Source organism: Amycolatopsis roodepoortensis (genome assembly GCF_024628825.1).
In the GTDB taxonomy this organism is placed as follows: domain Bacteria; phylum Actinomycetota; class Actinomycetes; order Mycobacteriales; family Pseudonocardiaceae; genus Amycolatopsis; species Amycolatopsis roodepoortensis.
Window position 1 is genome coordinate 1,564,199 of record NZ_CP102415.1, and the last position, 26,290, is coordinate 1,590,488.

The 26,290-nt window shown below is 69.5% G+C and carries 26 protein-coding genes; 17 read left to right on the plus strand and 9 right to left on the minus strand.

Annotated elements, in window-relative coordinates:
• Positions 1–165: 165 nt before the first annotated feature.
• The 5 genes from NQK81_RS07405 to NQK81_RS07425 form a co-directional block, all read right to left on the minus strand.
• The gene (locus NQK81_RS07405; protein WP_126735834.1) at positions 166–1,017 is read right to left on the minus strand and encodes an ABC transporter permease; all 852 of its coding nucleotides are present in this window, start codon (positions 1,015–1,017) and stop codon (positions 166–168) included.
• Positions 1,018–1,197: 180 nt separating this feature from the next.
• Entirely contained in the window at positions 1,198–2,178 is a 981-nt protein-coding gene (locus NQK81_RS07410; protein ID WP_257487622.1) for an ATP-binding cassette domain-containing protein, read from the minus strand.
• Positions 2,179–2,201: 23 nt separating this feature from the next.
• The gene (locus NQK81_RS07415) at positions 2,202–2,774 is read right to left on the minus strand and encodes an NADPH-dependent FMN reductase (protein WP_257487623.1); all 573 of its coding nucleotides are present in this window, start codon (positions 2,772–2,774) and stop codon (positions 2,202–2,204) included.
• A gap of 101 nt (positions 2,775–2,875) precedes the next feature.
• Complete coding sequence (locus NQK81_RS07420; protein WP_257487624.1) at positions 2,876–3,775, minus strand: ROK family protein; 900 nt, start codon at positions 3,773–3,775, stop codon at positions 2,876–2,878.
• Positions 3,772–5,181: an APC family permease gene (locus tag NQK81_RS07425; protein WP_257487625.1), complete on the minus strand. Its 1,410-nt coding sequence runs from the start codon at positions 5,179–5,181 to the stop codon at positions 3,772–3,774. Before NQK81_RS07425 ends, NQK81_RS07420 begins: the two co-directional genes overlap by 4 nt.
• Positions 5,182–5,397: 216 nt before the next feature.
• Here NQK81_RS07425 and NQK81_RS07430 point away from each other — a divergent pair, with 216 nt between their 5' ends.
• Positions 5,398–5,871 carry a hypothetical protein gene (locus NQK81_RS07430; protein WP_257487626.1) on the plus strand — a complete coding sequence of 158 codons (474 nt, stop codon included), beginning with the start codon at positions 5,398–5,400 and terminating at the stop codon, positions 5,869–5,871.
• Entirely contained in the window at positions 5,868–6,791 is a 924-nt protein-coding gene (locus tag NQK81_RS07435; protein WP_257487627.1) for a hypothetical protein, read from the plus strand. Before NQK81_RS07430 ends, NQK81_RS07435 begins: the two co-directional genes overlap by 4 nt.
• 6 nt (positions 6,792–6,797) lie before the next feature.
• Here NQK81_RS07435 and NQK81_RS07440 read toward each other — a convergent pair whose 3' ends face one another.
• A complete protein-coding gene (locus NQK81_RS07440; RefSeq protein WP_257487628.1) occupies positions 6,798–7,631 on the minus strand; it encodes an alpha/beta hydrolase family protein in 834 nt (277 codons plus the stop codon).
• Between the two features lie 185 nt (positions 7,632–7,816).
• Here NQK81_RS07440 and NQK81_RS07445 point away from each other — a divergent pair, with 185 nt between their 5' ends.
• Positions 7,817–8,896 carry a J domain-containing protein gene (locus NQK81_RS07445; protein WP_257487629.1) on the plus strand — a complete coding sequence of 360 codons (1,080 nt, stop codon included), beginning with the start codon at positions 7,817–7,819 and terminating at the stop codon, positions 8,894–8,896.
• 294 nt (positions 8,897–9,190) lie between these two features.
• On the opposite strand, the gene NQK81_RS07450 is transcribed toward NQK81_RS07445, so the two are convergent.
• A complete protein-coding gene (locus tag NQK81_RS07450) occupies positions 9,191–11,689 on the minus strand; it encodes a M14 family zinc carboxypeptidase (RefSeq protein ID WP_257487630.1) in 2,499 nt (832 codons plus the stop codon).
• 214 nt (positions 11,690–11,903) lie between these two features.
• Between NQK81_RS07450 and NQK81_RS07455 the strand changes: the two genes are divergently transcribed.
• From NQK81_RS07455 to NQK81_RS07470, 4 genes are all read left to right on the plus strand, one after another.
• The gene (locus NQK81_RS07455) at positions 11,904–12,593 is read left to right on the plus strand and encodes a DUF998 domain-containing protein (RefSeq protein ID WP_257487631.1); all 690 of its coding nucleotides are present in this window, start codon (positions 11,904–11,906) and stop codon (positions 12,591–12,593) included.
• Between the two features lie 97 nt (positions 12,594–12,690).
• Positions 12,691–13,029 (plus strand): YciI family protein, encoded by a 339-nt coding sequence (locus NQK81_RS07460; protein ID WP_371878858.1) that lies wholly within the window; start codon positions 12,691–12,693, stop codon positions 13,027–13,029.
• A 2-nt stretch (positions 13,030–13,031) separates the two neighbouring features.
• Entirely contained in the window at positions 13,032–14,297 is a 1,266-nt protein-coding gene (locus NQK81_RS07465; protein WP_371878859.1) for an RNA polymerase sigma factor, read from the plus strand.
• Positions 14,294–15,067 (plus strand): class I SAM-dependent methyltransferase, encoded by a 774-nt coding sequence (locus NQK81_RS07470; protein ID WP_257487632.1) that lies wholly within the window; start codon positions 14,294–14,296, stop codon positions 15,065–15,067. The genes NQK81_RS07465 and NQK81_RS07470 overlap by 4 nt, the downstream gene beginning before the upstream one ends.
• On the opposite strand, the gene NQK81_RS07475 is transcribed toward NQK81_RS07470, so the two are convergent.
• Both NQK81_RS07475 and NQK81_RS07480 read right to left on the minus strand, forming a co-directional pair.
• Entirely contained in the window at positions 14,961–15,620 is a 660-nt protein-coding gene (locus NQK81_RS07475; protein WP_257487633.1) for a hypothetical protein, read from the minus strand. The genes NQK81_RS07470 and NQK81_RS07475 overlap by 107 nt on opposite strands.
• Positions 15,617–15,949 carry a hypothetical protein gene (locus NQK81_RS07480; protein ID WP_126735820.1) on the minus strand — a complete coding sequence of 111 codons (333 nt, stop codon included), beginning with the start codon at positions 15,947–15,949 and terminating at the stop codon, positions 15,617–15,619. The genes NQK81_RS07475 and NQK81_RS07480 overlap by 4 nt, the downstream gene beginning before the upstream one ends.
• A 363-nt stretch (positions 15,950–16,312) precedes the next feature.
• On the opposite strand from NQK81_RS07480, the gene NQK81_RS07485 reads away from it, so the two are divergent.
• The 10 genes from NQK81_RS07485 to NQK81_RS07530 all read left to right on the plus strand — a co-directional run bounded on the left by NQK81_RS07485 (position 16,313) and on the right by NQK81_RS07530 (position 26,212).
• On the plus strand, positions 16,313–17,605 hold the full coding sequence (locus NQK81_RS07485) for a helix-turn-helix domain-containing protein (protein ID WP_257487634.1): 1,293 nt from the start codon (positions 16,313–16,315) through the stop codon (positions 17,603–17,605).
• A complete protein-coding gene (locus NQK81_RS07490; RefSeq protein WP_257487635.1) occupies positions 17,602–18,351 on the plus strand; it encodes a hypothetical protein in 750 nt (249 codons plus the stop codon). Before NQK81_RS07485 ends, NQK81_RS07490 begins: the two co-directional genes overlap by 4 nt.
• Positions 18,342–18,938 carry a dCTP deaminase gene (gene dcd, locus NQK81_RS07495; RefSeq protein ID WP_126735817.1) on the plus strand — a complete coding sequence of 199 codons (597 nt, stop codon included), beginning with the start codon at positions 18,342–18,344 and terminating at the stop codon, positions 18,936–18,938. Before NQK81_RS07490 ends, dcd begins: the two co-directional genes overlap by 10 nt.
• Positions 18,922–20,004 (plus strand): thiamine-phosphate kinase, encoded by a 1,083-nt coding sequence (locus NQK81_RS07500; RefSeq protein ID WP_257487636.1) that lies wholly within the window; start codon positions 18,922–18,924, stop codon positions 20,002–20,004. The genes dcd and NQK81_RS07500 overlap by 17 nt, the downstream gene beginning before the upstream one ends.
• Positions 20,005–20,347: 343 nt before the next feature.
• Complete coding sequence (gene fabG / locus NQK81_RS07505) at positions 20,348–21,109, plus strand: 3-oxoacyl-ACP reductase FabG (RefSeq protein WP_257487637.1); 762 nt, start codon at positions 20,348–20,350, stop codon at positions 21,107–21,109.
• A 3-nt stretch (positions 21,110–21,112) separates the two neighbouring features.
• A complete protein-coding gene (locus NQK81_RS07510; RefSeq protein WP_126735814.1) occupies positions 21,113–21,565 on the plus strand; it encodes a MaoC family dehydratase in 453 nt (150 codons plus the stop codon).
• 90 nt (positions 21,566–21,655) lie between these two features.
• Entirely contained in the window at positions 21,656–22,681 is a 1,026-nt protein-coding gene (locus NQK81_RS07515; protein WP_257487638.1) for a phosphotransferase family protein, read from the plus strand.
• Between the two features lie 2 nt (positions 22,682–22,683).
• Positions 22,684–23,907 (plus strand): acyl-CoA dehydrogenase family protein, encoded by a 1,224-nt coding sequence (locus NQK81_RS07520; RefSeq protein ID WP_257487639.1) that lies wholly within the window; start codon positions 22,684–22,686, stop codon positions 23,905–23,907.
• Positions 23,908–23,918: 11 nt separating this feature from the next.
• Positions 23,919–25,100 (plus strand): acyl-CoA dehydrogenase family protein, encoded by a 1,182-nt coding sequence (locus NQK81_RS07525; protein WP_257489716.1) that lies wholly within the window; start codon positions 23,919–23,921, stop codon positions 25,098–25,100.
• Positions 25,097–26,212 (plus strand): acyl-CoA dehydrogenase family protein, encoded by a 1,116-nt coding sequence (locus tag NQK81_RS07530; RefSeq protein WP_257487640.1) that lies wholly within the window; start codon positions 25,097–25,099, stop codon positions 26,210–26,212. The genes NQK81_RS07525 and NQK81_RS07530 overlap by 4 nt, the downstream gene beginning before the upstream one ends.
• Positions 26,213–26,290: the final 78 nt, after the last annotated feature.

A 26,290-nucleotide genomic window follows, 5' to 3' on the forward strand; every position in this document is an offset into this window, starting at 1 on the left:
CGCGCGTGACTGAACGGACGACACTCGTGACTGGATGGACGACACGCGCGTGGCCCGGTTCCGCCGTGAGGCGTCCGTCCAAACACGCGTGTCGTCCGCCTGATCACGCGAAGCCGCAAGCGGGGCGTGAGTGTTCCGGATCGCCGGAACACTCACGACCCCAGGTCACTTGCGGTTGTAGAGGCGCATCGTCAAGGTGCCGAAGATCGCGAGGATGACCGCGCCGGCGATCAGCACCCAGCTGATCTCGCCGCCGTCCCAGTTGCCGTCCATCATCGAGCGGACCGCCGCGACCACGTGGGTCACCGGGTTCACGTCGACGAAGGCCTGCAGCCAGCCCGGCATCGTCTCCGGATTGACGTAGATGTTGCTGAGGAAGGTCAGCGGGAACAGCACCATCATGCTGACCCCCATCACCGACTTCTCGCTGCGCAGCAGCAGGCCGAACATCGTCCAGATCCACGAGAACGCGAACGAGAACGCCAGCAGCAGGAGGATCGCGGCGGCCACGCCACCGAATCCGCCGGCGGGGCGGAAGCCCATGATCAGCCCGACGCCGAGGATCACCAGCGACGCGATGAGGTACCGCAGCATGTCGCCGAGCAGGTAGCCGACCATCGCCGACGGCCGCCAGATCGGCAGCGTGCGGAACCGGTCGAACACCCCCTTCTCGATATCGGTGTTCACCGAGATCCCGGTGTACATGGTGATCATCAGGATGCTGCTCGCCATGATGCCCGGCAGCAGGAACTGCAGGTACTGCGTCGGCGAACCGGACAGCGCGCCGCCGAACAGGTAGGTGAACATCAGCGTCATCATGATCGGGAACGCCGTGACGTCGAACAGCTGCTCGGGCACGTGCTTGATCTTCAGCATCGCGCGCCACCCGAAGGTGACCGAAGTCGACAGCGCGCTGGGGCGCTGAGGGCGGTTCTTCGCGATCAGGACGGCGGCGAGATCCTCCGCCTTCGGTGCCGCGAGAACGGGTTCGTTGTCTTTGACTGCCGTGGTGCTCAAGCTGATCTCTCCTCAGTACCGCGCGAGCGAGTTGGGTTGGTGCGCCTTTCGGCCGCCGGAAATACCGGTGGCGGACTTGATTCCGCGGTCAAGCCGCACTCTCCTCAGTACCGCGCGAGCGAGTTGGGTTGGTGCGCCTTTCGGCCGCCGGAAATACCGGTGGCGGACTTGATTCCGCGGTCAAGCCGCACTCTCCTCAGGCGTGGCGGTGCGGTCGGTCAGGGCCAGGAAGACCTCGTCGAGGCTCGGCTGGCCGAGGGAGAAGGTGTCGACGACGATGCCGGCGCGCGCGAGTTCGGACAGTGCGCGCGCGGCGTGCTCGGCGGCACCCTGTTCGGTGCTTTCGCCCGTGAGCCGCGCGGTGAGCGCGACGGGGTCCGGCTCCAGCAGCACCTGGGCGTCCAGGCTGCGGACGAGCAGCGCTTCGGCCTCGGCACGCTGGTCGGCCTCGCGCAGCCGGACGTGGACCGCGCCTGCCCCGACCGACGCCTTCAGCTGCCCCTTGGTGCCTTCGGCGATCACCTTGCCGTGGTCGATGACCGCGATCCGGGACGCCAGCTGGTCGGCCTCGTCGAGGTACTGCGTGGTCAGCAGGACCGTGGTGCCGTGCTTGACGATGGCGCGCACGATGTCCCAGACCTGGTTGCGGCTGCGGGGATCGAGCCCGGTCGTCGGCTCGTCGAGGAAGAGCACGTCCGGGGTGTTGAGGATGCTCGCGGCGATGTCGATCCGCCGCCGCATCCCGCCGGAGTAGTTCTTCACCTGCCTGCCCGCGGCTTCGGTCAGGCCGAACGCCGCGAGCAGTTCCTCCGCCCGGGCGCGGGCGGCCGGTTTGCGGTGCCCGGTCAGCCTGCCGATCAGCACCAGGTTCTCGGTGCCGGTCAGGTCTTCGTCGACCGAGGCGTACTGCCCGGTCAGGCTCACCATGGACCGGACCGCGTCGGCGTCGCGGACGACGTCCTTGCCGAAGATCCGTGCTTCCCCGCCGTTGGGGCGGAGCAGGGTCGCGAGCATCTTCACCGCGGTGGTCTTGCCGGCGCCGTTCGGCCCCAGGACGCCGTACACGGTGCCGGCGGGGACCTGCAGGTCGATCCCGTCGACCGCGCGGTTGTCCCCGAACACCTTGACCAGCCCCGTGGCTTCGATGGCCAGTTCACTCATTTTCCGTTTCCTTTCAGAAGTATTCAGCAGACGTAGGGGCGAGCGGCGCGCGCTTCGCGCAGGGCGAGGCCCCACCAGGCGAGCTCGTCGAGCAGGGTGGTCACGGCCTGTCCCTGCCCGTCGCTGTCGAACGGGGTGCCGTCGCGGGCGAAGGTGCCGTCGAGGAGGTTGAAGGCCACGGTGTCGCGCATGGTCACCGTGTGCAATTCGGTGAAGATCGTGCGCAGCTGCTCCACGGCGTAGAGCCCCTGCGAGCGGTAGCCGTAGGAGACGAAACCGACCGGCTTCGCGCGCCACTCGTCGTAGGCGCAGTCGATCGCCTGCTTGAGCGACGCCGGGAAACTGCGGTTGTACTCGGGCGTGACGACGATGAACGCCTCGGCCTCGTCGACCAGCCCCGCGAACCGTTTCATGTCGGACGTCGGATGCTCCGGCAGTCCCGCGGGCAGGTCGAAGTCGACCAGGTCGAGCACTTCGGTGACGAGATCGTCCCGATGCTCCGCCCGGCCGGTGAACCACTTGCCGACGGCCTCCCCCACCCGCCCCTCGCGGGTGCTCCCGATGATCACCGCGACCCGCAGCGGACTGGCGTCCATGACCGACCTCCTCTCGCTTCACCCCTTGGGCGCGAGAAAGCCGCCGGACATTCGCTAGATCGGATCTAGCGGGCGCCCGGCGGCTTCGGTCGGTGATCTCGCTAGGCGTCCAGCGCGATCGCGATCGCGCCCAGCAGCGACGCGTCCTGGTCGAATTTCGCCGACACCAGTTCCGGCGGGAACGGGACGGCCTGGGCGAGCCGCTCGCGCAGCGCGGGCAGCAGGATGTCGGCCGAGCGCACCAGTCCCCCGCCGACGGCGATGCGCTGCGGGTCGAGCGCGATGGCGAGGTTCGCGACGTGCATCGACAGTTCGTCGAGCGCCGCGCCGACCAGCTCCTTGGCCTGCGCGTTCTCCCTGGCGAGGCCGAACAGCTCGCCCGCGGTCACCGGGCGGCCGAGCAGCGCACTCGCCCGGCCGCCCAGCCCACGCCCACCGACGGCTTCCTCCAGCGGCGCCGCTCCGCCGGCGAATCCGTCGGTGTCCTGCGGCGAGAGGAGGTTGTACCCGATCTCTCCCGCAGCGCCGTTGGCGCCGGCCAGCAGCCGGCCACCGACCAGGACCGCCGCGGCGATCCCGGTCCCCAGCGAGAGGAACACGGCCGGATCCGTGTCCGCCAGCGCCCCCCACCGCCATTCCGCGAGCGCCGCCGCCTTGGCGTCGGTGCCCACCGCGATCGGCAGCCCCTCGAACTCGGCGGCGACGAGGTCACGCAGCCGCAGTTCCTCCCAGCCCGGCACGTTGGGCGCGAGCAGGATGCGGTCCTCCAGCACGATGCCCGGGCTGACCACGCCGATCGCGACGAGCCGGTCCGCGGCGCCTTCGTCGGCGAGCAGTTTCCGCGCCGCGGCGAGCGCGCGGCTCACCACCTGCCCGGCGCCCGCTTGGGCGTCGGTGTCCAGCCGCCGGGTCACCAGCAGGCTCCCGGCCCGGTCGGCAAGCCCGATCGCGACCTTCGTCCCGCCGAAGTCGATCCCCAGGATCAGTTCTTCCCCCGTCACTTCCCGTTCCCCTCTGCCGCCCCCGCGAACGCTTCCTGAATCCCCTTTGGCCCGAACGGCCACACGCGCTCCGCCTTGGCGTAGGCGAAGAACGCCGCCACGCCGAGCGCGATCCAGCCCACCGAAAGCCCGATCGAGAGCCAGGTGGCGGAAAAGTAGATGTAGACCCACCCGAGCAGCGCGATGACCGTCGGGATCGGATAGAGCCATTGGCGGTACGGCCGGTGCAGGTCCGGACGTCGCCGCCGCAGCACCACGATCGCCGCGACCTGCGCGAGCGACTGGACGATCACCAGCACCGTCACCGCCGCGTTGATCACCGCGGTCAGCGTGAACAGGGAGCCGATCGCGGCGATGACGCCCATCGTCAGCACCCCCGCGGTCGGCAGGTTCAGCTTCGGGTGCAGCTTGGCGAACACCGGCAGGAACACCTTGTCCCGCGCCGCTTCGAACGGGACCCGCGAACCGCCGAGCAGACCGGCGAACACCGAACCGATCGCGGCGATCACGATGAACACGGTGATGGCCTTGGCCGCGCCGGTGCCCCACGCCTGTTCCAGCACGGTGGAGGCGACCGAAGTGGCGTTCTTCAGTTCCTCCAGCGGGATCGAGCCGAGCACCCCGAGCTGCAGCAGGAAGTACAGGCTCATGATGCCGAGGATCGAGAGGATGATCGACCGCGGCAGCGTCCGGCCCGGGTCGCGCACCTCGCCGCCGAGGTAGGCGCTGGTGTTGTAGCCGAGGTAGTCGTAGATGGCGATGATCAGCCCGGCGCCGAGCCCCGCCCAGAACGCGCCGCCGTCGAACGAGAACGCGCCGGGCGTGAAGGCGAACGCTTGCGCGCCGTCGAAATGGGTGAAGGCCGCGACGATCACCGAGAGGGCGGCGAACAGCATGATCCCGAACAGGACGGTGGTCAGCTTCCCGATCTCGCCGATCTTGCGGAACAACGCCAGCACGATCAGGGCGATGACCCCGAGGCCGATGACCTTGCCGAGCGCCGTCGTCCCGCCGTCGTCGGCGACCCCGGGGACCAGGTATCCGAGGTACTGGACGAGCCCGATGATGCCGGTGGACATGATCAGCGGGATGAACAGCACCGCGCTCCAGGCGAACAGGAACGGCATGAGCCTGCCGGTACGCGCGCCGAACGCCTCGCGCAGATAGACGTAGGTGCCGCCGGCGCCGGGGAGGGCGGCGCCGAGTTCGGCCCAGATCAGGCCGTCGGCCAGCGCGATCACCGCGCCGATGAGCCAGCCGAACATGGCCTGCGGGCCGCCGAGGGTCACCACCATCGCGGGGATGGTGACGAACGGGCCGATCCCGCACATCTGGGTCATGTTGATGGCGGTCGCCTGGAGCGGCCCAATCTTCCGCTCGAGCCCCGGCCGCGGGGATGAACTCAAAACGCGCCTCCTGTTAGTTAGTAAAGTTTCTTAACATAATTTCGGGCGTGCCGGAAGGCCGGTCCGCGAAGTTGTCGTGCTCCGGTCCACCCGGAATTGCCCGAAAGGGCGGATTCCCCGGGAATACGCCCGAACGGACCAAGCCGGGACGTATCAGGGAGCCCTCGTTCCGCGTCCTTATCGAGAAGGACGTCTTCCCCAGGGACGGTGAGGTCCATGAAACGGCTGTTCGGCACGGCACTGGCGATCGCCGCACTCGGGTTCGCGGCGGCCTGCGAAGGAACGTCCACACCCCGCGACACGGCGCCGGGCGATTTGACGACGGAGATAGCCCCGACGGCGTCTTCCGAGGTGACTCCGACGGCACCAGGCCGCACGGAGGATTCTCGTCCGCCCGGCGTCGTCCCCGGGAGCCCGATCAAGTACAACAGCGACCTGCTCGGCACCGACCCCGAGACCGCCAAACGCGCGATCGAGCAGAACCTCGAACGCCTCTGCGAGAGTTCCCGGCGGTGCGGGGTCACGGTCGTGATCGCGGACGAGAAGGCGGGGAACTGTATCCGCAGCATCGGCCCGAACCCGGTCCGTCCCGGCAAGAAGATCACGATCCAGGCAAGGACGTGCGAGACCGAAAGCTCGGCTCCGTCGAAGTCGGAAAGCGCGCAGCCGAGCGAAACCACCGGCGGATGACCGTCCGGCGGCCACTACGGCGGGGGCTCCGCGCCCCCGCGCCTCCGGAGCCCGAACCCGCGGCGGGCCCGGCGCACGCGCTCAAGCTGGTCGGCGCGGTCCTGGCCAACACGACCCTGCTCACCGCGCTGCTCTACTACTTCGGGCTCGTCTACACGCAGACGTATTTCGCCTACTTCCGCGTGCACTACACCCTGCTCGGCCAGACGCCGGACGAGATCTTCGGGCGCGGCGTCGACGGGGTGCTCCTGCCCCTGACCGGCGTCGCGGGCGCCGCGCTGCTCTTCCTCGTCCTGACCAGGTTCCTGAAGATCCGCCTCGGCGAGGCTTCCTGGTCACGACTGCTGCGGATCTGCGCCCCCGTCGCCGGCGTCCTCGGCCTCGCGCTGCTGGCCTTGACGACCGTGATCGCGCTCGACCCGGAACCCCTTCGCGACCGTCCCGGCCTTCCGGGGGTCGGCTTCGCGCTCGGGGTCCTGATGGCGCTCTTCTCCTGGCGTCACTGGACCTCGCGCCGCACCGGGAGCACCCGGTCGAACGTCGCCGAACTGGTGACCGGGTACGCCCTGGTGAGCATCGGCCTCTTCTGGGCGGTCGGGGACTACTCGGGAGCTGTCGGCACGAGCCGCGCCTTCGAGGCGTCCGGGTTGATCCCGGCCAGGCCTGCCGCGACGGTGTACAGCGCGGAAAGCCTCAACCTCACCGCGCACGGTGTCACGCAGGTGAAATGCGCCGACCCGGGATCGGCGTACAAGTACCGGTACACCGGGCTGAAACTGCTGCTCCAGTCCAGTGGCCAGTACGTCTTCCTGCCCTCGAACTGGCGGGCGTCGACCGGTGTCGCGTTCGTGATCCCCAAGACCGACAAGCTGCGCCTGGAGTTCGGGCCGTCCCGGTCGGTGCCGCCACCGGCCTGCTGACGCACGTCAGCGCAGGTGGCGCTCCAGCCACTCGGTGACCGCTTCGTCGGCCAGCTTCGCGATCGGCAGCTGCGGCGCGGGATCGATACCCGGGTCTTCGGCGAGCGGGTGGGCGAGACCGGGGAGCCTGCGCAACCGGACGTCCTCGGCCACGGAATACCGGGCACGCACCGCGTCGACGAGTTCGTCGGCGTCCGCGCGGAAGGTGGGGAAATCCTCTTCGCCGCTGACGACCAGCAGCGGAACCTGGGTGTCCCTGGCCGCGATTTCACCCGATCGTGCGACGAAGTCGAGCTGATCCGCCGCTTGATTCGCTTCGTCGGTCCACGAATAGGGCTGTTCCAGCATGGTTTCCACCACACCGACCAGCGACCGCGCCCGGACGGCGGGGTTCACCAGCGCCGCGGCCCGCACCGGGATCTCCCTGGTGGCCAGGATCGTGAGCGCCACGGCACCACCGAGGGAACCGCCGACGACGGCCATTCGTGCGGTGTCGAAACCGAAGCGTTCCCGCAGCTCGGCCAGCGCGGCGGGGAATTCCAGCGCCGCCTGCCGGACGAACGGGTCGGCGTAGGCGAGCACCGCGTCCCGGACGGCCCGCTCGACCACCGCGTCCATGCTGCCGTCGACCATTCTCGCGCCGCACAACGGCATTCCGAGGTAGACCCGCCACGCGGGCACCCCGGCCAGCGGCAGCGCGGCCGCGAACGCCGCGTCGGTGCGGGGCGCGTCGATCATATGCCAGGCGACGACCACCGGCGCGGGGCCGCTGACCTCGGCCGATGGCGGCAAAACGGTGAACGGCACCCCCGCCGCCGTACCCGTGACCGGTTCTCCCACCACTGTTCCCCCTAGCGTGCTGTCGATCTCCACGATATCCAGGACGCGGCGGAGGCGGACCTCGTTCCGCCACAAGCGAAACAGTATGGCCCGCGGCGTCACCCCGACGCGCCGCGGAGGTGGTTGCGGACGACCGGCTGCGGCCGAATAGTGTTGCGGCCCGGCCCTTTGGAGGTGAACCGCCCGTGCCCGATGTCGACTACTACGAGGTGCTCGGCGTGGGCAAGGCCGCCTCGGTCAACGAGATCAAGACCGCGTACCGGCGGCTGGCGAAGTCGCATCACCCCGACGCCGGCGGATCCGCGCTCACCTTCCAACTGGTCCGCGAGGCCTACGACACGCTCAGCGACCCGATGCGGCGCGCCGGCTACGACGCGGGCGGCCGTTCGGTGCGCGCCCCGATCCGGCCGCGGCCGCGGCGTCGCTTCGGCGAAGAACCGGGCTACGAGCCCGAACCGGTCGTGATCGATCCGGACGACCTCGAATGGTGGGAGTTCGCCGCACAGGACGAGCGCGTGCGGCACGGGCGGCGGCGCGGCCCCGGGCACACCCCGGTGGTGGCCGCGGTCGGCGGGATGGTGCTGGTGCTGCTGCCGGTGCTGACCGGCGTCGGATTCTCGGCCCCAACGCTGATCGTCTGGCTGATCCTGACCGCCGGGACGGCCCTGCTCGTGCAACGGCTCGCGCGCGGTTATCTGGCGGCGTCCCGCGCCAAGAACCGGTTCGCCGCCGAGTTCGGCGGGAAACGCGTGTTCGGCACCCCCGGCGTCGAGACCGACGAACTCGCCGAACGGCTCACCGCCGACCTGCTCGAGCGCTACCTGACCCGGCTGCCCGGCGCCCGGATCTTCCATGGCCTCTCCTGGCCGGACTCGGTGTTCGCCGACGTCGACCACGCGGTGCTGTGCGGAAAGCGGCTCGTGCTCATCGAATCGAAGCTGTGGCTGCCGGGGCACTACGAGACCGATGACGACGACCGGCTGCTGCGCAACGGCCGCGCCTTCCGCGGCGGTGGGAGCAGGCTGGCCGAAAGCCTCGCCGAGTACCGGCGGATCCTGCCGGGGGTCGCGTTGCGCGGGGCGATGATCGTGTACCCGAGCCGGACCGGGGAGATCACCACGGATCTCGAGGATCCCTCCCCCGCGCCGCCGATGACGCCGGAACAGTTCCTGCACGAGATCGGCGGGTGGCTGGCGGCGGAGCCGTCCACTGTGGACTCGGCGACGATGCGGGTGGTGCGGGACCGGGTCGTCGGCACCGTTTAGGGAAGCGGCGGAGACTCTGGCCTGCGGGTGTCGCGAAAGCCACTTTCGCAACGTTGAAGGTTGCGAAAGTGGCTTTCGCAACCTTGTGCCGACCTGCGCAGGGCCCCACTCCCCGCGTCGCGAAAGCCACTTTCGAGACATCTGGCGTCCCGAAAGTGGCTTTCGCGACACCTTGGGGCCGTCCACTGTAGACGCTGCGCGTGCTGCGGGACCGGCCCGCGTTTCAGGGCGAAGCGCGTGAAGGCCCCCTTCCCTCGGCTGAGCCGAGGGAAGGGGGCCTTCACGCGCAAAGAACTACCGGACCGAACGCTCCTTCTTGGCCCGCGCGGAACGGGTGCAGACCTCACCGACGTCGACCGTCTGGCCGCGGTCGATGTAGACGTCCGCCAACCCGACGAGCTTGCCCTTCGGCGACGTACAGGTCAGCTGGTACGCCTCCTTGGGGCCGTAGGTCGGCGGGATCGGCGACTGGAACGACACGCCGCCGGTCCAGTCGTCCACAGTGGACGGATTCGCCTGCGAGTAGTTGACCAGCACGGCCGTGTAGTCCCCGGCGGGCGGGTCGTACAGGATCGCGTGCTCTTCCGTGGTCGAACCGTTCGCCGACGACGACACCATGTTGCCCGCGGAGTCGAAGACGTACAGGTCCCAGTCCGTGTCCTGGCTGGCCCACTTGACGTCGACGCTGAACTTCCCGTTGTCGACCTTGGGGAGCCCGTCGACGTGGAACGTGAAGCTCTCCGAGGCCGGGTCCGTCGGGTAGTTCTGGTTGATCGCCGGGACCCCGGGCGGGTTGACGGCCTGGATCGCGGGCTGCGCCGGACCCTGCGGCTCGCGGCCGTAGCGGCCCGCGACGTAGGGCCGCGTCGACGGGTTGATCGACCACGCGAACCGGCCGCCGGTGGAGGACAGCGACGAGTTCAGGTCGTCGGTGACGTAGATCGGCGGCTTCGTCGAGCCGTCCGGCTGCACCACCGGCGACGTCGGCGTCTGGAAGGTCTTGTGCAGCTTCAGCTGGTAGCCCTTCGGCGCCGTACCGATCAGCGTCGAATGCGCCGCCGGGTCGGCGGTGTTGGCCAGCATGTCGATGAACGCGGCACGGTTTCCACCCTTGCCCGCGCCGGCCGCGGGGGCGACACCGGTGTATTCGGCGACGACACCTTCGGCGAACGGCGGGTGGAACTCGTTCGGGCCGACCTCGAACGTGAAGCCCCAGCCACCGGTGGCCCAGTACGACCAGTCCTCGGTCGAGCCGGTCGTGTCGTACAGCGCCCACGACGGCTGGCTGGTGTATCCGTTGCGCGAGGCCATCTTGTCGCCGAGCGCCTTGTACGCGGGCTCGTCGAGCGGCGGGCGGACGGCGGCGACACCCGGGACACGCAGCACCAGGTTGGAGTAGGTGTGCAGCGTGATCAGGTTGGTCACCTGACGGTTGGACACGATCGAGCGGATGTTCTGCGTCTCGGGCTCGGAGAACGGGCCGGAACCACGGAACGTGTCACTGCGCCACAGGGTCGACGCGCCGGCGCCGCCCCAGAAACCAGCGTAGTTGCGGTTCGGGTCGGTTCCGCGTTCACGGCCGGCGGGGTTGGCCTTGCAGACGCCGGTCGCGAACTCCTTGGGCGAGTCGTTGACGTTGCAGTTCTTGCGCTTCATCTCATAGTCGAACCGCGAGAAGTCGCCCTTGGGCTCGGCCTCACGGGAGATTTCGAAGCCGTCGGGGTTGACGATCGGCACGATGATGTTGCGCGTCCGGCCGACCAGGCCACGGATCTCGGCGTTGCCGCCGGTGTAGCCCTTGACCAGCTCGTGGGCCCACTCCATGGCGTGCTCGCCCGCCGGCCACTCCCGGGCGTGGTGCACACCCATGGTGAAGTTGACGGGTTTGCCGTCCGCGATGTTCTTGACGTCGCTCGCGACCTCCAGGCCGATGACGTCACGGCCTTCCCAGGTCGGCTGCGGCAGCGTGAACGCCGTGACGAGCTTGGGGTTCTTGCGGGCCAGTTCCTTGACCTCGAACTGGTAGTCGTAGAGGTGCCGGTAGCTCGTCCGCCCGGACGGCAGCGTGGAGCCCGGCGTCTTCGCGGCGTACTCACGGTCGGTCTTGGCGTTCTGGATCGACTTCGCCGAAAGGTCGGCCTCGACCACCTTCGACTTGAAGCCGTTGTCCGCCAGAGTCTTGCGGTCGGCGTCGTTGGCGAGGACGACCTCGACACCGGTGGCGTCGGCCTTCTCGGTGACGTCGAGGCCGAGCCGGAGCAGCTTGTCCTTGTCCTGCTTGCCCGGGGTCTCGACGCGGACCAGTTCGGCGCGCTGCGGCGCGTGCGCGGCACTGGTCGGCGTCCCCTGCGGCGTGAGGGCGAGGAAGTCGACCCCCAGCAGCGCGTCCCGCGTCTTCCCGTCGTACCGGCAGGTCTGCACGACCAGCTGCTGGTCCTTCTTCACGAAGCCTTCGGCGAGTTCGTGGCTGCGCAACGCGGCGGACGCGGCGACCACGGCGCCGGTGGCCTTGTCGAAGACCGCGAGGTCCCAGTCGCCCTCACCGCCGCCGCGAGGCGCGATCCGCGCCTGCAGCAGACCGTCCACTGTGGACGTGAACTCACGCCGGTCGGTTCCTGCCGTGCCCGGCTTCTGGAGCGCGGCGAAACAGGAACGAGGCACGGCCCGATCGGCCCGGACCACGTTGTCCGCGGCCACCGCCGTCGTGGCCGACGGAAGTGCCACGAAGGTGCCGGCGAGCACCAGGGTCGCCGCCGTCCATCCCGCTCTTCGCCGGTTTGGTGAATACCCCACAGACTGACCTCCTTGGACAGTCCGGTGACCGGGTGAGGTCACCGGTAGCGAGACCCTAGACCCGGGACACCACCGGAGGGACCCGCCACAAGTCGGCTACACCCCTTTCGGCCCAACGTTCTCACCGACCGTGGCGGAACGATCACCGGGATTCCTGTCGATTCCGACAGGAAAGCCTAAGAAAACCTTCAGGTTGGGTGGTTACCGTTCAACCATGACGACGCCCCAGGTCACCGCCCGGTCACCGCTGGCCCTGCTGGCCGCCGTGGCCTCGGTCGCCGGCGGAGCGCTGCTGATCCTGCTCCTGCAGGTCCTCCCCGCCACCAGCGACATCAGCCCGGTCCGCCGCACCATCAGCGAATACGCGCTCAGCGAGCACAAGTGGATCTTCGACGTCGCGGTCCTGCTGGTCGCGCTGGGCTCGGCGATCGGCTTCGGCGCGCTGATCCGCCGCAAGCACCTTCCCGTCCTGTCCGCGGCCTCGGTCTTCTGCGCGCTCTGGACGGTGAGCCTGGTGGTGATCGTGGCGTTCCCCAAGAACAACTGGGCGATCGGGCCGAGCGTCGGCGGGACGGTGCACCGGATCGCGAGCGTCGTGGCGTTCGTCTGCCTGCCGCTGGCCGTGTGGTTCGCGGCGAAGGCCGTCTTCCCCTCCTCCCGCGCGCGGCGCGCGGTGACGCGGGTGCTCGCGGTGGCGGCTTTGGCGTGGTTCGGCGTGATCCTCGGGGCGATCGTGATCTCGATGAACGGCGGCGAGCCCTGGTGGCGGGCGATCCCGCTCGGGCTGGTCGAACGCGCGATGGCGCTGACCGGGCTGCTCGCGCTCGCGTCGCTGCTCATCCCCGCGCGCGTGGTCACCGCTCCGGTGACCGAGCAGGCCGAAGCGCTGGAGACCGCGTCCTGAAAGTTCCTTCGGGCGCCCTGTCCATTCGACGGTCTCCCGCTCGTAGTGGTGTCGTGCGGCGAGCAGGCCGCGCGGAAACCAGAACGGGAGTACCACCGTGAAGTACATGCTGCTGATCCAGGCCGCGACCGGCGACGTCGAGCCCCAGTGCACCTTCGAGGACTGGATGGCCTACGACAAGCAGGTCAAGGACGCCGGGATCTGGTCCGCCGGGGAGTCGCTGGCCGACCTCGTCACCGCGACGACGGTGACGGTCGATCGCGACGGGAAGCGGACGGTGACCGACGGGCCCTACGCCGAGGCGCGTGAGGTGCTGGGCGGTTTCTACGTCATCGACGTGCCGGACCTCGACGCCGCGCTCGACTGGGCGGCCCGCTGCCCCGGCGCCTTGGACGGCTCGGTGGTGGTCCGCCCGGTCGCCGACTTCACCGCCTGATCGTGGACGAGCGGAGCGCCGGCGTGGCGTCGGTCGAGGCGGTGTTCCGCGAGGAACGGGGCAGGCTCCTCGCCGCGCTCGTGCGCCGCTTCGGCGACTTGGACCTGGCCGAAGAGGTCACGTCCGAGGCGGTCGAAGCGGCGCTGGAGCGCTGGCCGGTGGACGGTGTCCCGCCGAGGCCGGGTGCGTGGCTGATGACCACCGCGCGGCGCAAGGCCGTCGACCGGTTGCGCCGCGACCAGGCCTACGCCGCCAAACTCGCGGTCCTGCAGGTGGAACTGGATCGAGCCGATCCCGCTCCCGCGGCGGACGCCGGGGACGGCCTGCCGGACGAACGGCTGCGGCTGTTCTTCACCTGCGCCCATCCCGCCCTGCCCGTCGAGGACCGGGGTGCGCTGACGCTGCGGTTTCTCGCCGGGCTCACCACGCCGGAGGTGGCACGGGCCTATCTCGTCCCGGTGCCGACGATGGCGAAACGGATCGTGCGGGCGAAGAAGAAGATCAGCGAGGCCCGGATCCCGTTCCGCGTTCCCGGCCCGGACGAACTACCGGAGCGGCTGCCGGGTGTGCTGCAGGCGGTGTACTCGATCTTCACCGAGGGGTACACGGCCAGTTCGGGAGCGAGCCTGCAGCGGGCCGGCCTCGCCGAGGAGGCCATCCGGCTCGGCCGCGTCCTGCGCGGGCTGATGCCCGCCGATCAGGAGGTGGCGGGGCTGCTCGCGCTGATGCTGCTCGTCCACGCGCGGCGGGACGCCCGGACCGGGCCGGACGGCGAACCGGTCCTCCTGGCGGACCAGGACCGGAGCCGGTGGGACCGGGAACTGATCGAAGAGGGCGGTGCCCTGGTGGTCGCCTCGCTGACCGGCGGCCCGCCAGGCCCGTACGGGGTGCAGGCCGCGATCGCGGCCCTGCACGACGAAGCGGCCGATGTCGAAACCACCGACTGGCCGCAGATCGTGGCGCTCTACGACGTCCTGATGACCTTGGCGCCCTCCCCCGTCGTCGCGCTCAACCGCGCCGTGGCCGTCGCCCTGCGCGACGGCCCGGCCGCGGGGCTCGCGCTGCTCGACCAACTGACCGGCGAACCGATGCTCCGCGGCTATCCTCCCTTCGCGATCGCCCGGGCCGATCTGCTGCAACGGCTGGGCCACGACGACGCGGCGGCCACGGCCTACCGTGAAGCGATCGCGCTCGCCCCGACCGAACCCGAACGCGCACACCTGCGGCGAAGGCTCGCCGCGCTCGAATCCCTCGCGGAGACACGATGACCGCCGAACAGCTCGCCCGCGCCTGGGACGAAGCCGCCGCCGGCTACGACGCCTACTACGTTCCCCGGTTCGCGCCGTGGGTCTCCGCCGCGGTACGGGCTCTCCCCTCGGTTCTGCCCGAGGGCCCCGTTCTCGTCCCCTGCTGCGGGACCTTCCCGGAACTCGACGAACTCGGCGGGCATCTGCCCGGCCGCGAGATTGTCGGCATCGATCTGTCCGCCGGCATGGTCGAGAGGGCGAGGCGACGGGCCGCGGGCAATCCCCTCGTACGCGTCGTCGAGGGTGACGCCTCGCAACTCCAACCGGCCTCGGCCGCCGCGGTCGTCTCGGTCTTCGGCCTCCAGCAACTCCCCGAACCCGACGCCGCGCTCCGGTCGTGGGCGGACGCGCTTCGCCCGGGCGGCGTGCTTTCGGTCGTCTACTGGCCGCACAGCACCGAACCGGGCGGGCCGTTCACGGTGCTGTCCGACGTGCTGCGGGAACGCGTCCCCGCGGGCGATCGCTCCTGGGAAGAACGGCTCGTGCCCGCGTTGGAAGACGTCGTACTCGAACGCGACGAACCGTTGTCGTTCCCGATGGTCCACCCCGACGCCGACACGTTCTTCACCGCGCACACCCGGTCAGGACCGATGCGGCCGCTGGCGGACGCGCGCGGTGAAGAGTTCATCGCCGTGCTGCGCGCGGAATTCCTGCGAAGGTCCCCGGAAGGGGAATGGCGGCACCGTCCGGCTGCCCGGCATATCGTCGCGCGGGCGGCAGACCGGGTTTGACGTCGTCCTCGGCAGAGTCTTCAACGTCCTTGCGCAGGCGTGCGGTGCAGACCGAAAGGTGCACCACGTTGGCGCGTTTGTGGTGGCGGTACACGTGGACGTCGGAGGCGAAGCACGCCGCCGCGAGCAGGGCCCGTCGCTGCTCGATGCGCTCGTAGCCGACTCCGGCGGGACAGAACAGGGTGACCTCGACCTCGTCACCGCGCGGTTTGGTCCACAGGATCACCGGCAGCTTGCCGTCGAGCGTGCACACCCTGGCCCGGGCGAACCCGGTCCGCAGCCGGTGCTGCACGACGATCGAGCGGAGCCGGTCGCGGAGGAATCGCCGCGCCGAGCGCCAGTAGAACAGCCAGTTCGCGACACCGAACAGCACGACCGCGCCCCAGATCGGGCCGACCGCCTGGAAAAGGGAGTACAACGCGTACGGGAGCACGATCAGCGCACCGATCTCGTACCGCCAGTGATACAGGGCGGTGATCGGGTTGGGCCTCCTGACCACCGTGATCTCCCTGGCCAGCTCGGCGATCGCCTGGGGTTCCTGCCAACGGCTCATGACCTTCCTCCTGTCCGTCCGGCGGTTTGCTCGGCGGCCACGGCCGCCGCGGGAATGGAGCGGACGACACCGGCACCGGCGCAGTCCGGGCAAACGGCGTCCTCGTAGGGCCACCACCCCGTGCCCCCGCAGGGCGCGCACGCGTGGACGGTGTCCCAGCGGGGGTCGCGATAGACGCGGCGCCTGCTGTCCGGCACCCGCGACACCTGCCAGCCGCGAGCGGCCGCGCGTGTGTCCTCGCCGGTCGCGAAGAGCCATTCGTGGAAGCGTTCGAGAAGCCGATCGAACCAGGACCGGGGCGCTGCCGTGTGGTTCTCGTGGTGGGACATGAGGTTCACCCCCGATGCAGCCAAGCGCGAACTCGGGTCGGCCCACACGGCGCCTACTCCGGCATTCGTGTGGCCCACAGGCGACGCGAACGGGGTCAGATGCGCAGCGTCACATTCAGATGGCTGACAGCATCCACTCTCCGGTCGTGCCCAGGTCGGACCAGTCCTCGTGACCGGGTGGGTCACGCACACCAGGACCAGGTAGAACAGGGTCCATCGCGGCTCTCGACACGTTGTGACACGACGTTGACCCACGCGCCAGCACGGTCCGATTCGCTTGCTGTACTCTCGCCGTTGTGTGCACGTTCAGTCACCGCCCTACATTGCCTACCAAAGGTAGGTAAGCCCGTGTCTAGTGCCTACATGAAGCCTACATCGGCCGGGCAGCGGCCGGTAAGCCCCGATGCGGAAACCGTTACCGCGTCGGGTGTCGGACGTGAGCTGCGGCGGCTGCGCAAGGCCGCGGGCGAAACGCAGGCGGAGACCGCCCGGATCATCGGCGTGACCAGGGCGAACCTGACCCAGTGGGAGACCGGGAAATACCTGCCGTCGGCGCACAACGCGCGTCAGCTCGACGATCACTTCCGCGCCGCGAACACACTGTTCACGCTGGTGGAGACCGCCCGTTCCCCCCACGAGCACACGCCGCCCGCCATCGGCGACGCTGCCATCGTCGACACCTCGCGGTCGCTCCTGCAGGTCTTCCACACCGTCGGCGCCAAACTCGCCGAGCGCCTGATCCGGGACGAGCACGGGAAACCGCTGGGCTGGCGGCACAACCTGCAGAAGAGCACCGGCCCGAAGGCGCTCAGCACCGCGTACGGGATCAACACCATGCTCGTGGTAGGCGATCCCTACATCGACCTACATACGCTCGCCGAAGATCTGTACCGGCTGCAGTCGGCACAGGGCTGGCGTGGCCGCGCGGGCGGCAAACGGCCGGAGACGACAGCCTCCGTCGTGGACGCGCTCTTCCGCACCAGCACCATGTCCGCCGACGAAGGGCTGGACCAGCTCGAAGGGTCGCTCGACCCGTACAGCAGGACCCGCCCCTACCTGTTGTCCGCCGTGCTGCACACGGCGGTCCGGCTCCGGCCGGACGCCCCGCTGACCGACCGGCTGATCGACGCCCTCCTGGCGGCCCGGCTCGACTTCGACGGCTCACAGCTGTGGCCGGAGAAGAACGAGGCCGGGCTCGTCGCCCCGGAGGCATCGGTGGTGCACACCGCGCGTTCGGTCGTCGCCCTGCGGGAAGTCCTGCGCAGCCGTGAAGATCGCAACGACGTCCGAGAGGCGGCCGACGAAGCCACACAATGGCTCATCGACCGGTCGCATTCGGACGATGGCGTGGCCGAGGATCTCGAAAGGCCTCGTCCCGACGGGGAAGGAACGACCCGGATCATCATCCGGCACTTCACCGCAGCCTGGGTCGTCCAAGCGCTCGCCACCGCCCCCTTCCTGCCACTCCCCCGGCTCAACCGGGCGCTCGGAACCCTTTGGGAGCGCTACGACGCCGATCAGGGATTGTGGGCCTGGGGAAGCGGCGACCTACCCATCTGGCAGACCTTGGACGCAGTCACCGCGCTCCGCGCGGCCGCATTCGCCGCCGCCGGGCCCCCGCTCAGCCCTCCAGGAACTCCAGGTACGACTGCATGATCGACACCCCGCCCCCGACCCTCACGGCCGCTCCCGCGGGCGCGCACGCGTTTCTCCGTGACCTCACCGGGAGCCGCCCCCGCCACGGTGACGCGGACCTTCCCTGGCTGCGCACGGTGGCGCACCGGGTACAGGACTCCCCCGGCGCTTTCCTTTCGTGGCTCGAAGAAACCCTCGGCGACGACGAAGCCGTCCACGCCGCGGCGAAGCGTTCCTACTGGCATCCCAACGGTTTCGCCAAAATGGTGCTCCACGCCTCCGCCGATTTCCGCATCCGGCTCCATGTCTGGCCGGACTCGGCGGAGCCGTCGCGCGGCGAGTCCAATCCGCACAGCCATCGCTGGGAATTCGCCTCGGCCATCGTCGCCGGCGAAGGCCTGCACATGGTCGAGTTCCGCGAAACGACCGAAGGCGGGAAGCCCTACGACCGGTACCGCTACGGCGCCGATCCGGCGAACCCGGCCGCGTTGCTCGCGGACGGCGCCGCCCGGCTCGCGGTGGAGAAGACCCCGCACGTCCGGCTCGGCGACGTCTATTCGTGCGACACCGCCGTCGTGCACACCGTCCGGCCCATCGCCGCGGGTTTGACCGCGACGGTGGTGGTCCAGGGACCGCACCGCACCGGCACGACGGTCGTGTACTGCGAGCCCGGCGAGTCCGACGACCAGCCCAACGGCGAACTGACCGAGACCGATTTCCGCGCGCTGGTCGGCGCCGTCGCGAAAGCGGTGGCGTCATGCCGCTGACCTGGCCCGCCCTGCGCCGCGGGATCCTGACCGACCGGGCCATCAAACGCGCGCACCGCGCCGGAGAACTCACGATCACCCCGTTCGAGCCCGGTCTCGTCCGCCCGGCCGCGATCAGCCTGCGGCTCGGTCACGAGGCGTTCGCGCTCGAATCGACCGGGACCGTCGACATCGCCGACCGGAGCACGTATCCGGAACTCCGGCCGAAGGAACTCGACGCCGAAGGCAGGCTGCGCGTCGAACCCGGCGAAGTCGTTCTCGCGCCGACGCTGGAGAAGATCGGGCTCTCGGAGAAACTCGCCGGGCTCGTCGACGGCACGAGCGACTACGCGCGGCTCGGCATCAGCGTCGTCCTGTGCGGTCAGGTCAGCCCCGGCTTCGGCAGTGAGACCGGCGCCGTGCTGACCCTGGAGATCGTGAACCACCTGCGGCATCCCGTGCTCCTGCATCCCGGGACGCGGATCTGCAATCTCATGCTGTTCGCCTCCACGGGCAGCGACCAGCCCTACGGCACGATGCCGAACAACTACTCCAGCGACCACAACGTCGCCCCGTCCCGATTGGCGGATCATGTCGGGCGTAACTGAACTTTCGCCGGTGGGCGACGACATCCGGCTCGGCGAACTGGGCGAGCACGCGATCCTGGAACACATCCTGCGGCCGCGTTACGGCGGTGTCCGCGGGTTCGGGGACGACTGCGCGGTCCTCGACGCCACGGAAGGGCTTCGTGGCGAACTGGTCGCCACCACCGACAGCTGCCCCACGCCGCTGGTCACCATCCTGGGTGAAACGGATCCCTATCACGCCGGGTGGCTGCTGGCGACGATCAACCTGTCCGATCTCGCCGCGGCCGGCGCCACCCCGCTCGGCCTGGTCGTCAACTACACCCTGCCGAAGACGACCACGGCGGGCGAGTTCCGGCGGCTTCTCGACGGCGTGGACGACTGCACGAAGGTGCACGGCACCAAGGTCGTCGGCGGCGATCTCCGGGACGGCCCGGTCCGGCAGCTCACCGCGACCGCGATCGGCCGGTGCGTCCCCGGCGGGCGGCTCGGTCGCGCGGGTGCCGAAGCCGGCGATCGGCTGCTGCTGGTCGGTTCGCCCGGCTATCTCTGGGCGTACGCGTTGCTCGTCGAAAAGCAGGCACGGCTTCCCGGATCTGTCGTCGCGGATATCCGCGAGCGCGCCTGCCGTCCGATGGCCCAGGTGGCGGCGGGCCGGATGCTCGCCACGGCCGGGCTGGCGCGCGCGGCGATGGACGTCTCCGACGGTCTCTTCCCGACCGTGCGGACCCTGTGCGGTGCCAACGGTCTCGGCGCGCGGATCACCACGGACATCCGGCTGGACGACGCGCCCGCCGACGTCTGCGCGCAGTCGGGGCTCGGCCCGTTCGAGCTCGCGCAGGCCTGGGGCGACTGGACACTCGTGGTCGCCGTGCGGCCGCAGGACGTCGAACTCGCCAAGAAGACCCTCGCCGGCGAAGGTGTCGTGGCCCAGGAAATCGGCTCCCTCGTGGCCCGCGAGGAAGGTATTTCGCTGGACGACGGCGAGCTCTGGGAAGGGATCGCGCAGGAGCGCTTCTCGCCCAGTTCCTGGCACGGCGGCGAGGTGCCGAAGCTGATCACCGAGGTCCTCGGCAGGCGAGCGGGCTGACCTGCGGCCGGTCGTGAGTGGTGAGTGCCGTTCTGACGGCAGCTGGATGCTGGGCTTGGCCGGGCGTTGCGAAAGCCACTTTCACAACTTTCAACGTTGCGAAAGTGGCTTTCGCAACGCCGAGGAGCGACGCCCGGCCGGCTCGGAACCGCGTCCTGGAAGAGGGCCTTCACGCGCAACTGGTGTCTGCAGGCGAGCACAGGCCTCGACATCAGGGTGATTGCGGTCACATTCGCCCGCTTTCGCGCGGGTGCGCTCCCCGAAAGCGGCATTGCCCCTACAAAGCAACCGCTTAGTACGGCAGACTCGGGCTCACTTCCACTCGACGACGAGGAGAACACCCGTGACCGAACACCCCTCCCGTGTAGCGATCGTCACCGGCGCCGGCCGCGGCATCGGGGCGGCCGTGGCCAAGCGCCTCGCTTCCGACGGGTTCGCCGTCGGCCTGCTGGACCTCGACGAGGCGGGCGTCAAGCAGGGGGCCGAAGCGATCGTCGCCGAGGGCGGCAAGGCCGTCGGTGTCGCGCTGGACGTCAACGACGCCGCACAGGTCGAAGCCGCGGTGACCCGGGTGGCCGAGGAGCTCGGCGCGCCGACCGTGCTGATCAACAACGCCGGTATCACCCGCGACAACCTGCTGTTCAAGATGACCGAACAGGACTGGGACTCGGTGCTGGGCGTGCACCTGAAGGGCTCGTTCCTGATGACCCGCGAGGTGCAGAAGTACCAGACGCAGGAGAAGTGGGGACGCATCGTCAACCTGTCCAGCACCTCGGCGCTGGGCAACCGCGGCCAGGCCAACTACTCGGCCGCGAAGGCGGGCATGCAGGGCTTCACCAAGACCCTCGCGATCGAGCTGGGCAAGTTCAACGTCACCGCGAACGCCATCGCCCCCGGGTTCATCGCCACCGACATGACCGCGGCGACCGCCGAGCGGATCGGCATGTCGTTCGAGGACTTCAAGGCCGCGGCCGCGTCGCAGATCCCGGTACAGCGCGTCGGCACTCCCGAGGACATCGCCAACCTCGCGTCGTTCCTGGTGAGCGACGGCGCCGGATTCATCTCCGGCCAGGTCATCTACGTCGCCGGCGGACCGAAGGACTGAGCCATGCGCGAATTCGCCTCCCTGCAGGAGTTCGAGAACGCCGTCGGCGAGCACTTCGGCTACAGCGACTGGCTGACGCTCACCCAGGACCGGGTGAACCTGTTCGCCGACGCCACCGACGACCACCAGTGGATCCACGTCGACGTCGAGAAGGCCGCCGAGGGCCCGTTCGGTGGCCCGATCGCCCACGGTTTCCTGACGCTGTCGCTCATTTCGGGCTTCGTCGGGAAGCTCTACCGGGTCAACGGGCTCACGATGGGCATCAACTACGGGCTGAACAAGGTCCGGTTCCCCCAGCCGGTCAAGGTCGGCGCGAAGATCCGGGCGGGTGCCGAGCTGGTCGAGGTCACCGACGTCGCCGGTGGCAAGCAGGCCGTCGTCAAATGGACGATCGAGATCGACGGCGAACCCAAACCGGCGTGCGTCGCGGAGATGGTCGTCCGGCTGATCGCCTGACAAGGTGACGTCCGGCACCTCGCCGGACCACCACTACCCGACATACCGACTGGTCGGTACTGTAACCGGAAAGCGAGCGCTGGAGGCACCATGAACCAGTCCGACCTGCCGGGCCTCGACCTGGCCAGGCTCAAGGCCCATCTGGACGAGCACCGGCCCGGTCTCGTCCAGGGCGAACTGAGCGGCCAGGTCGTGGAGGGGGGCCGGTCCAACCTCACCTACATCGTGGGCGACGGCCGGTCCCGCTGGGTGGTCCGCCGCCCGCCGCTGGGCCACGTCCTGCCGACCGCGCACGACATGGGCCGCGAGTACCGGGTGATCACCGGGCTGCACGGCACCGCGGTCCCGGTGCCGGAAACCGTGCTGCTGTGCGAGGACACCGACGTCATCGGCTCGCGGTTCTACGTGATGGAGTTCGTGGAGGGCACGCCTTTCCGCTCCGACACCGAACTCGCCGCGCTCGGCCCCGCCCGGACAAAGGCGATCGCGGAGGAACTGGTCGACACCCTGGTCGCCCTGCACGCCGTCGATCCGGAATCGGTGGGGCTTCGTGATTTCGGCCGCCCGGAGGGTTTCCTCGAACGCCAGTTGCGACGCTGGAAGAAGCAGCTCGACGGCAACCGCAGCCGCGACCTCCCCGGCGTCGACGAGCTCCACGACCGGCTCGCCTCGTCGGTCCCCGAATCGGGCAAGCCGTCGATCGTCCACGGCGATTACCGCCTGGACAACGTGCTGGTGAACGCGGACGACCGGATCACCGCGGTGCTGGACTGGGAGATGTCCACCCTCGGCGACCCGCTGACCGACCTCGCGCTGCTGGTGGCCTACGCCGAACGCGACAAGGTCTCGCTGCAGTTCGTGTCCAACGCCAGCTCGGCGCCGGGCTATCCGCGCAACGACGAGGTCATCGCGCGGTACGCCGAGCGTTCCGGGCGCGACGTCTCCCGGCTCAACTGGTACGTGAGCTTCGCGTTCTTCAAACTCGCGGTGATCCTGGAAGGCATCCACCTCCGCTACAGCAAGGGACAGACCGTCGGCGCCGGATTCGACGGCATCGGCTCCGGCGTCGTCCCGTTGATCGCGCACGGCAATGAGACTCTCAAGGAAGAGGGATAGCGATGGACTTCGCCTTCGACGCGAAAACCGAGGAACTGCGGGGAAAACTCCTCGAGTTCATGGATTCGCACATCTACCCGGCCGAGGCGGTCTTCGAGGCTCAGCTGGCCGAGCGCGACAGCGAATGGTCGCAGCCGCCGATCGTCGAAGAACTCAAGGCCGAGGCCCGTAAACGCGGGTTGTGGAACTTCTTCCTCCCCGGTGACCACGGCGCGGGGCTGACGAACCTGCAGTACGCGCCGCTCGCCGAGATCACCGGCCGCAGCCTCCGGCTCGCGCCGACCGCGCTGAACTGCGCGGCGCCGGACACCGGGAACATGGAAGTCCTCACCATGTTCGGCACCGAGCAGCAGAAGAAGCAGTGGCTCCAGCCGTTGCTGGACGGCGAGATCCGGTCCGCCTTCGCGATGACCGAACCCGACGTCGCCTCCTCCGACGCGCGCAACATCGCCACCAGCATCCGCCGCGACGGCGACGAGTACGTCGTCAACGGCCGGAAGTGGTACATCTCCGGCGCGATGAACCCGAACTGCAAGATCTTCATCGTGATGGGCAAGACCGATCCGGACGGCCCGCCGCACAAGCAGCAGAGCATGATCCTGGTCCCCCGCGACACCCCGGGTATGACCGTGAAACGCGGTATGCACGTGTTCGGCTACACCGACGGCGATCACGGCGGCCACGCCGAAGTGGTCTTCGAGGACGTCCGCGTGCCCGCGGAGAACCTCATCGCCGGCGAGGGTGACGGGTTCGCCATCGCGCAGGCCCGCCTGGGACCGGGGCGGATCCATCACTGCATGCGCGCCATCGGCATGGCCGAGCGCGCGCTGGAACTGATGTGCCGCCGGGCGCTTTCGCGCGAGACCTTCGGCAAGCCGATCGCCGAACAGGGTGTGGTGCAGGACTGGATCGCCGAGGCGCGGGTCAAGATCGAGCAGCAGCGCCTGCTGGTGCTCAAGACCGCGTGGCTGATGGACACGGTCGGCAACCAGGGCGCGCACACCGAGATCCAGGCGATCAAGATCTCCACGCCGATCACCGTCGAGTGGATCCTCGACAAGGCCGTGCAGCTGTTCGGCGCCGGTGGCGTCAGCCAGGACTTCCCGGTGGCCGAGATGTGGGCGCAGGTGCGGACGCTGCGGCTCGCCGACGGGCCGGACGAGGTGCACAAGCGCTCGCTGGCGCACCGCGAGCTGAAGAAGTACCGCGGAGAGGTGACACGGTGACATTCGAAAACATGACCACTGTGGACGATCTCAAGCGGCGCGTGGCCGAGCTGCTGGCCGCGTATCCGCCGGAAAGCACGCCGCGTCAGGACTTCCTCGACGCCCGCTTCGACGCCGGGCTGGCCTGGATCCACTTCCCCGAAGGCCTCGGCGGCCTGAACGCGCCGCGGTCCCTTCAGTCCGTTGTGGACAAGGAGCTCGCCGCGGCGGGCGCGCCGGACAACGACAAACGGCGGATCGGGATCGGCCTCGGCATGGCCGCGCCGACCATCCTCGCCTTCGGCACCCCGGAACAGCACCGGCGCTTCCTTCGTCCACTGTGGACCGAGCGCGAGGTGTGGTGCCAGCTGTTCAGTGAGCCGGGCGCCGGATCCGACCTGGCCGCGCTGGGCACCCGGGCGGTCCGCGACGGCGACGACTGGGTGGTCACCGGCCAGAAGGTCTGGACGTCGGGCGCGCACAAGTCGCAGTGGGCGATCCTGGTCACCCGCACCGACCCCGACGTGCCGAAACACCGTGGCATGACGTACTTCCTGTGCGACATGACCGCCCCCGGCGTCGACGTCCGGCCGCTGCGCCAGATCACCGGCGAGGCCGAGTTCAACGAGGTCTTCCTCAGCGAGGTCCGCATCCCCGACGCGCACCGCCTCGGCGCGGTCGGCGAGGGCTGGAAGGTCGCGCAGACCACGCTGATGAACGAACGCGTCGCGATCGGCGGCACCGAGTTCCCGCGCGACGGCGGCATGGTCGGCGTCGTCGCGAAAACCTGGCGGGAGCGCCCTGAACTGCGCACGTCCGAACTGCACGACAGGCTGCTGAAGCTGTGGGTGGAGGGCGAAAGCCTGCGGCTGGTGAGTTCGCGGCTGCGCCAGCAGCTCGCCGCGGGCGCGCCGGGACCGGAGGGGTCCGCGGTCAAGGTCGCGTTCTCCGAGCTGAACCAGGCCGCTTCCGGGCTGGAGATCGAGCTGCTCGGCGACGAGGGCCTGCGGTACGACGACTGGACGATGCGGCGTCCCGACGGCGTGAACTTCCTCGGCCGCGAGGCCGGTTACCGCTACCTGCGCGCGAAGGGCAACTCCATCGAGGGCGGCACCTCGGAGGTCCTGCGCAACATCATCGCCGAGCGCGTGCTGGGGCTGCCGTCCGAGCCGCGGATCGACAAGGACGTCGCCTGGAAGGACCTGCCCCGATGACCGACCTGCTGTATTCCGAGGTCGAAGAGGACCTTCGCGCCAGCGTCCGCGATCTGTTCTCCGATCGGGCCGAACCGGCGGCCCTGATCGCCAGGACCGAGACGGCGGAACCGTACGACCTGAAGCTGTGGCGCACGCTCGCCGCCGACCTCGGCACGGCGGGCCTCGCCGTCCCGGAGGCGCTGGGCGGGCACGGCGCTTCGGCACGGGAAGTCGCCGTCGTGATGGAGGAACTCGGGCGCAGCGTCGCCCCTGTCCCCTATCTCGGCAGCGCCGTCCTGGCGACGTCGGCCCTGCTGGTGGCCGACACGTCGCAGGCGGAAGTGGCCGAGCCACTCGGGAAACTGGCCGCGGGCACGCTCATCGGCGCGCTGGCGATCCCGCTGTCGACAGCGCCCGGCGCCGGGTTCCCCTCGACGGTCACGGCGGCCGCCGACGGCACGCTCAGCGGCCAGGTCCGCAGCGTCGTCGATGCTTCGGTGGCCGAACTGATCGTCGTCCCGGCGGTGGGGCCCGACGGCCCCGGCCTGTACACGATCGACGCATCGGCGTCGGGGGTGACGGTCGCCGAGGCGATTTCCCTCGACCTCACCCGGCGCATCGCCGACGTCACCTTGGAGAACGTGGCCGCGAAACGCGTCGCCGGCGGCTCGGAGGCGGCGTCCGCGCTCGACACGGCACTCGTGACCGCGGCGGGGCTGCTCGCCTCGGAACAGCTCGGGATCGCCGAATGGGCGCTGACCGAAACGGTGCGCTATCTCAAGGAGCGCTACCAGTTCGGCCGTCAGGTCGGTTCGTTCCAGTCGCTGAAGCACCGGCTGGCGAACCTGTACACGGATCTGGTCAACGCCAGGGCGACCGCGCGCTACGCCGCCGACTGCCTGGCTTCCGGCGACGACATCGCGATCGCCGTCGCGGTCGCACAGGCCCGTAACTCCCCCATCGCCGTCCACGCCGCCGAAGAGGCGATCCAGTTGCACGGCGGGATCGGCATGACCTGGGAGCACCCCGCGCACTTGTACCTGAAGCGCGCGAAGAGCGACGAGATCGCGTTCGGCACTCCTGGGCGGCATCGCGCCGCCCTCGCGCCGCTGATCGATCTGCCCGCCTGACCCACCCGGTGGGGTCCGTCCCGGAAACTGTCGGACCCCGCCGGTACAACTGTTCGAACATTCGATCGAACAGGGAGT

What these genes read in the sequence shown, in the direction of transcription:
- NQK81_RS07410 (WP_257487622.1), bottom strand. Translation starts at nt 2,178, where the DNA reads ATGAGTGAACTGGCCATCGAAGCCACGGGGCTGGTCAAGGTGTTCGGG.
- NQK81_RS07415 (WP_257487623.1), bottom strand. Translation starts at nt 2,774, where the DNA reads ATGGACGCCAGTCCGCTGCGGGTCGCGGTGATCATCGGGAGCACCCGC.
- NQK81_RS07430 (WP_257487626.1), top strand. Translation starts at nt 5,398, where the DNA reads ATGAAACGGCTGTTCGGCACGGCACTGGCGATCGCCGCACTCGGGTTC.
- NQK81_RS07435 (WP_257487627.1), top strand. Translation starts at nt 5,868, where the DNA reads ATGACCGTCCGGCGGCCACTACGGCGGGGGCTCCGCGCCCCCGCGCCT.
- NQK81_RS07455 (WP_257487631.1), top strand. Translation starts at nt 11,904, where the DNA reads ATGACGACGCCCCAGGTCACCGCCCGGTCACCGCTGGCCCTGCTGGCC.
- NQK81_RS07470 (WP_257487632.1), top strand. Translation starts at nt 14,294, where the DNA reads ATGACCGCCGAACAGCTCGCCCGCGCCTGGGACGAAGCCGCCGCCGGC.
- NQK81_RS07475 (WP_257487633.1), bottom strand. Translation starts at nt 15,620, where the DNA reads ATGAGCCGTTGGCAGGAACCCCAGGCGATCGCCGAGCTGGCCAGGGAG.
- NQK81_RS07480 (WP_126735820.1), bottom strand. Translation starts at nt 15,949, where the DNA reads ATGTCCCACCACGAGAACCACACGGCAGCGCCCCGGTCCTGGTTCGAT.
- NQK81_RS07485 (WP_257487634.1), top strand. Translation starts at nt 16,313, where the DNA reads ATGAAGCCTACATCGGCCGGGCAGCGGCCGGTAAGCCCCGATGCGGAA.
- NQK81_RS07490 (WP_257487635.1), top strand. Translation starts at nt 17,602, where the DNA reads ATGATCGACACCCCGCCCCCGACCCTCACGGCCGCTCCCGCGGGCGCG.
- dcd (WP_126735817.1), top strand. Translation starts at nt 18,342, where the DNA reads ATGCCGCTGACCTGGCCCGCCCTGCGCCGCGGGATCCTGACCGACCGG.
- NQK81_RS07500 (WP_257487636.1), top strand. Translation starts at nt 18,922, where the DNA reads ATGTCGGGCGTAACTGAACTTTCGCCGGTGGGCGACGACATCCGGCTC.
- NQK81_RS07510 (WP_126735814.1), top strand. Translation starts at nt 21,113, where the DNA reads ATGCGCGAATTCGCCTCCCTGCAGGAGTTCGAGAACGCCGTCGGCGAG.
- NQK81_RS07515 (WP_257487638.1), top strand. Translation starts at nt 21,656, where the DNA reads ATGAACCAGTCCGACCTGCCGGGCCTCGACCTGGCCAGGCTCAAGGCC.
- NQK81_RS07520 (WP_257487639.1), top strand. Translation starts at nt 22,684, where the DNA reads ATGGACTTCGCCTTCGACGCGAAAACCGAGGAACTGCGGGGAAAACTC.
- NQK81_RS07525 (WP_257489716.1), top strand. Translation starts at nt 23,919, where the DNA reads ATGACCACTGTGGACGATCTCAAGCGGCGCGTGGCCGAGCTGCTGGCC.
- NQK81_RS07530 (WP_257487640.1), top strand. Translation starts at nt 25,097, where the DNA reads ATGACCGACCTGCTGTATTCCGAGGTCGAAGAGGACCTTCGCGCCAGC.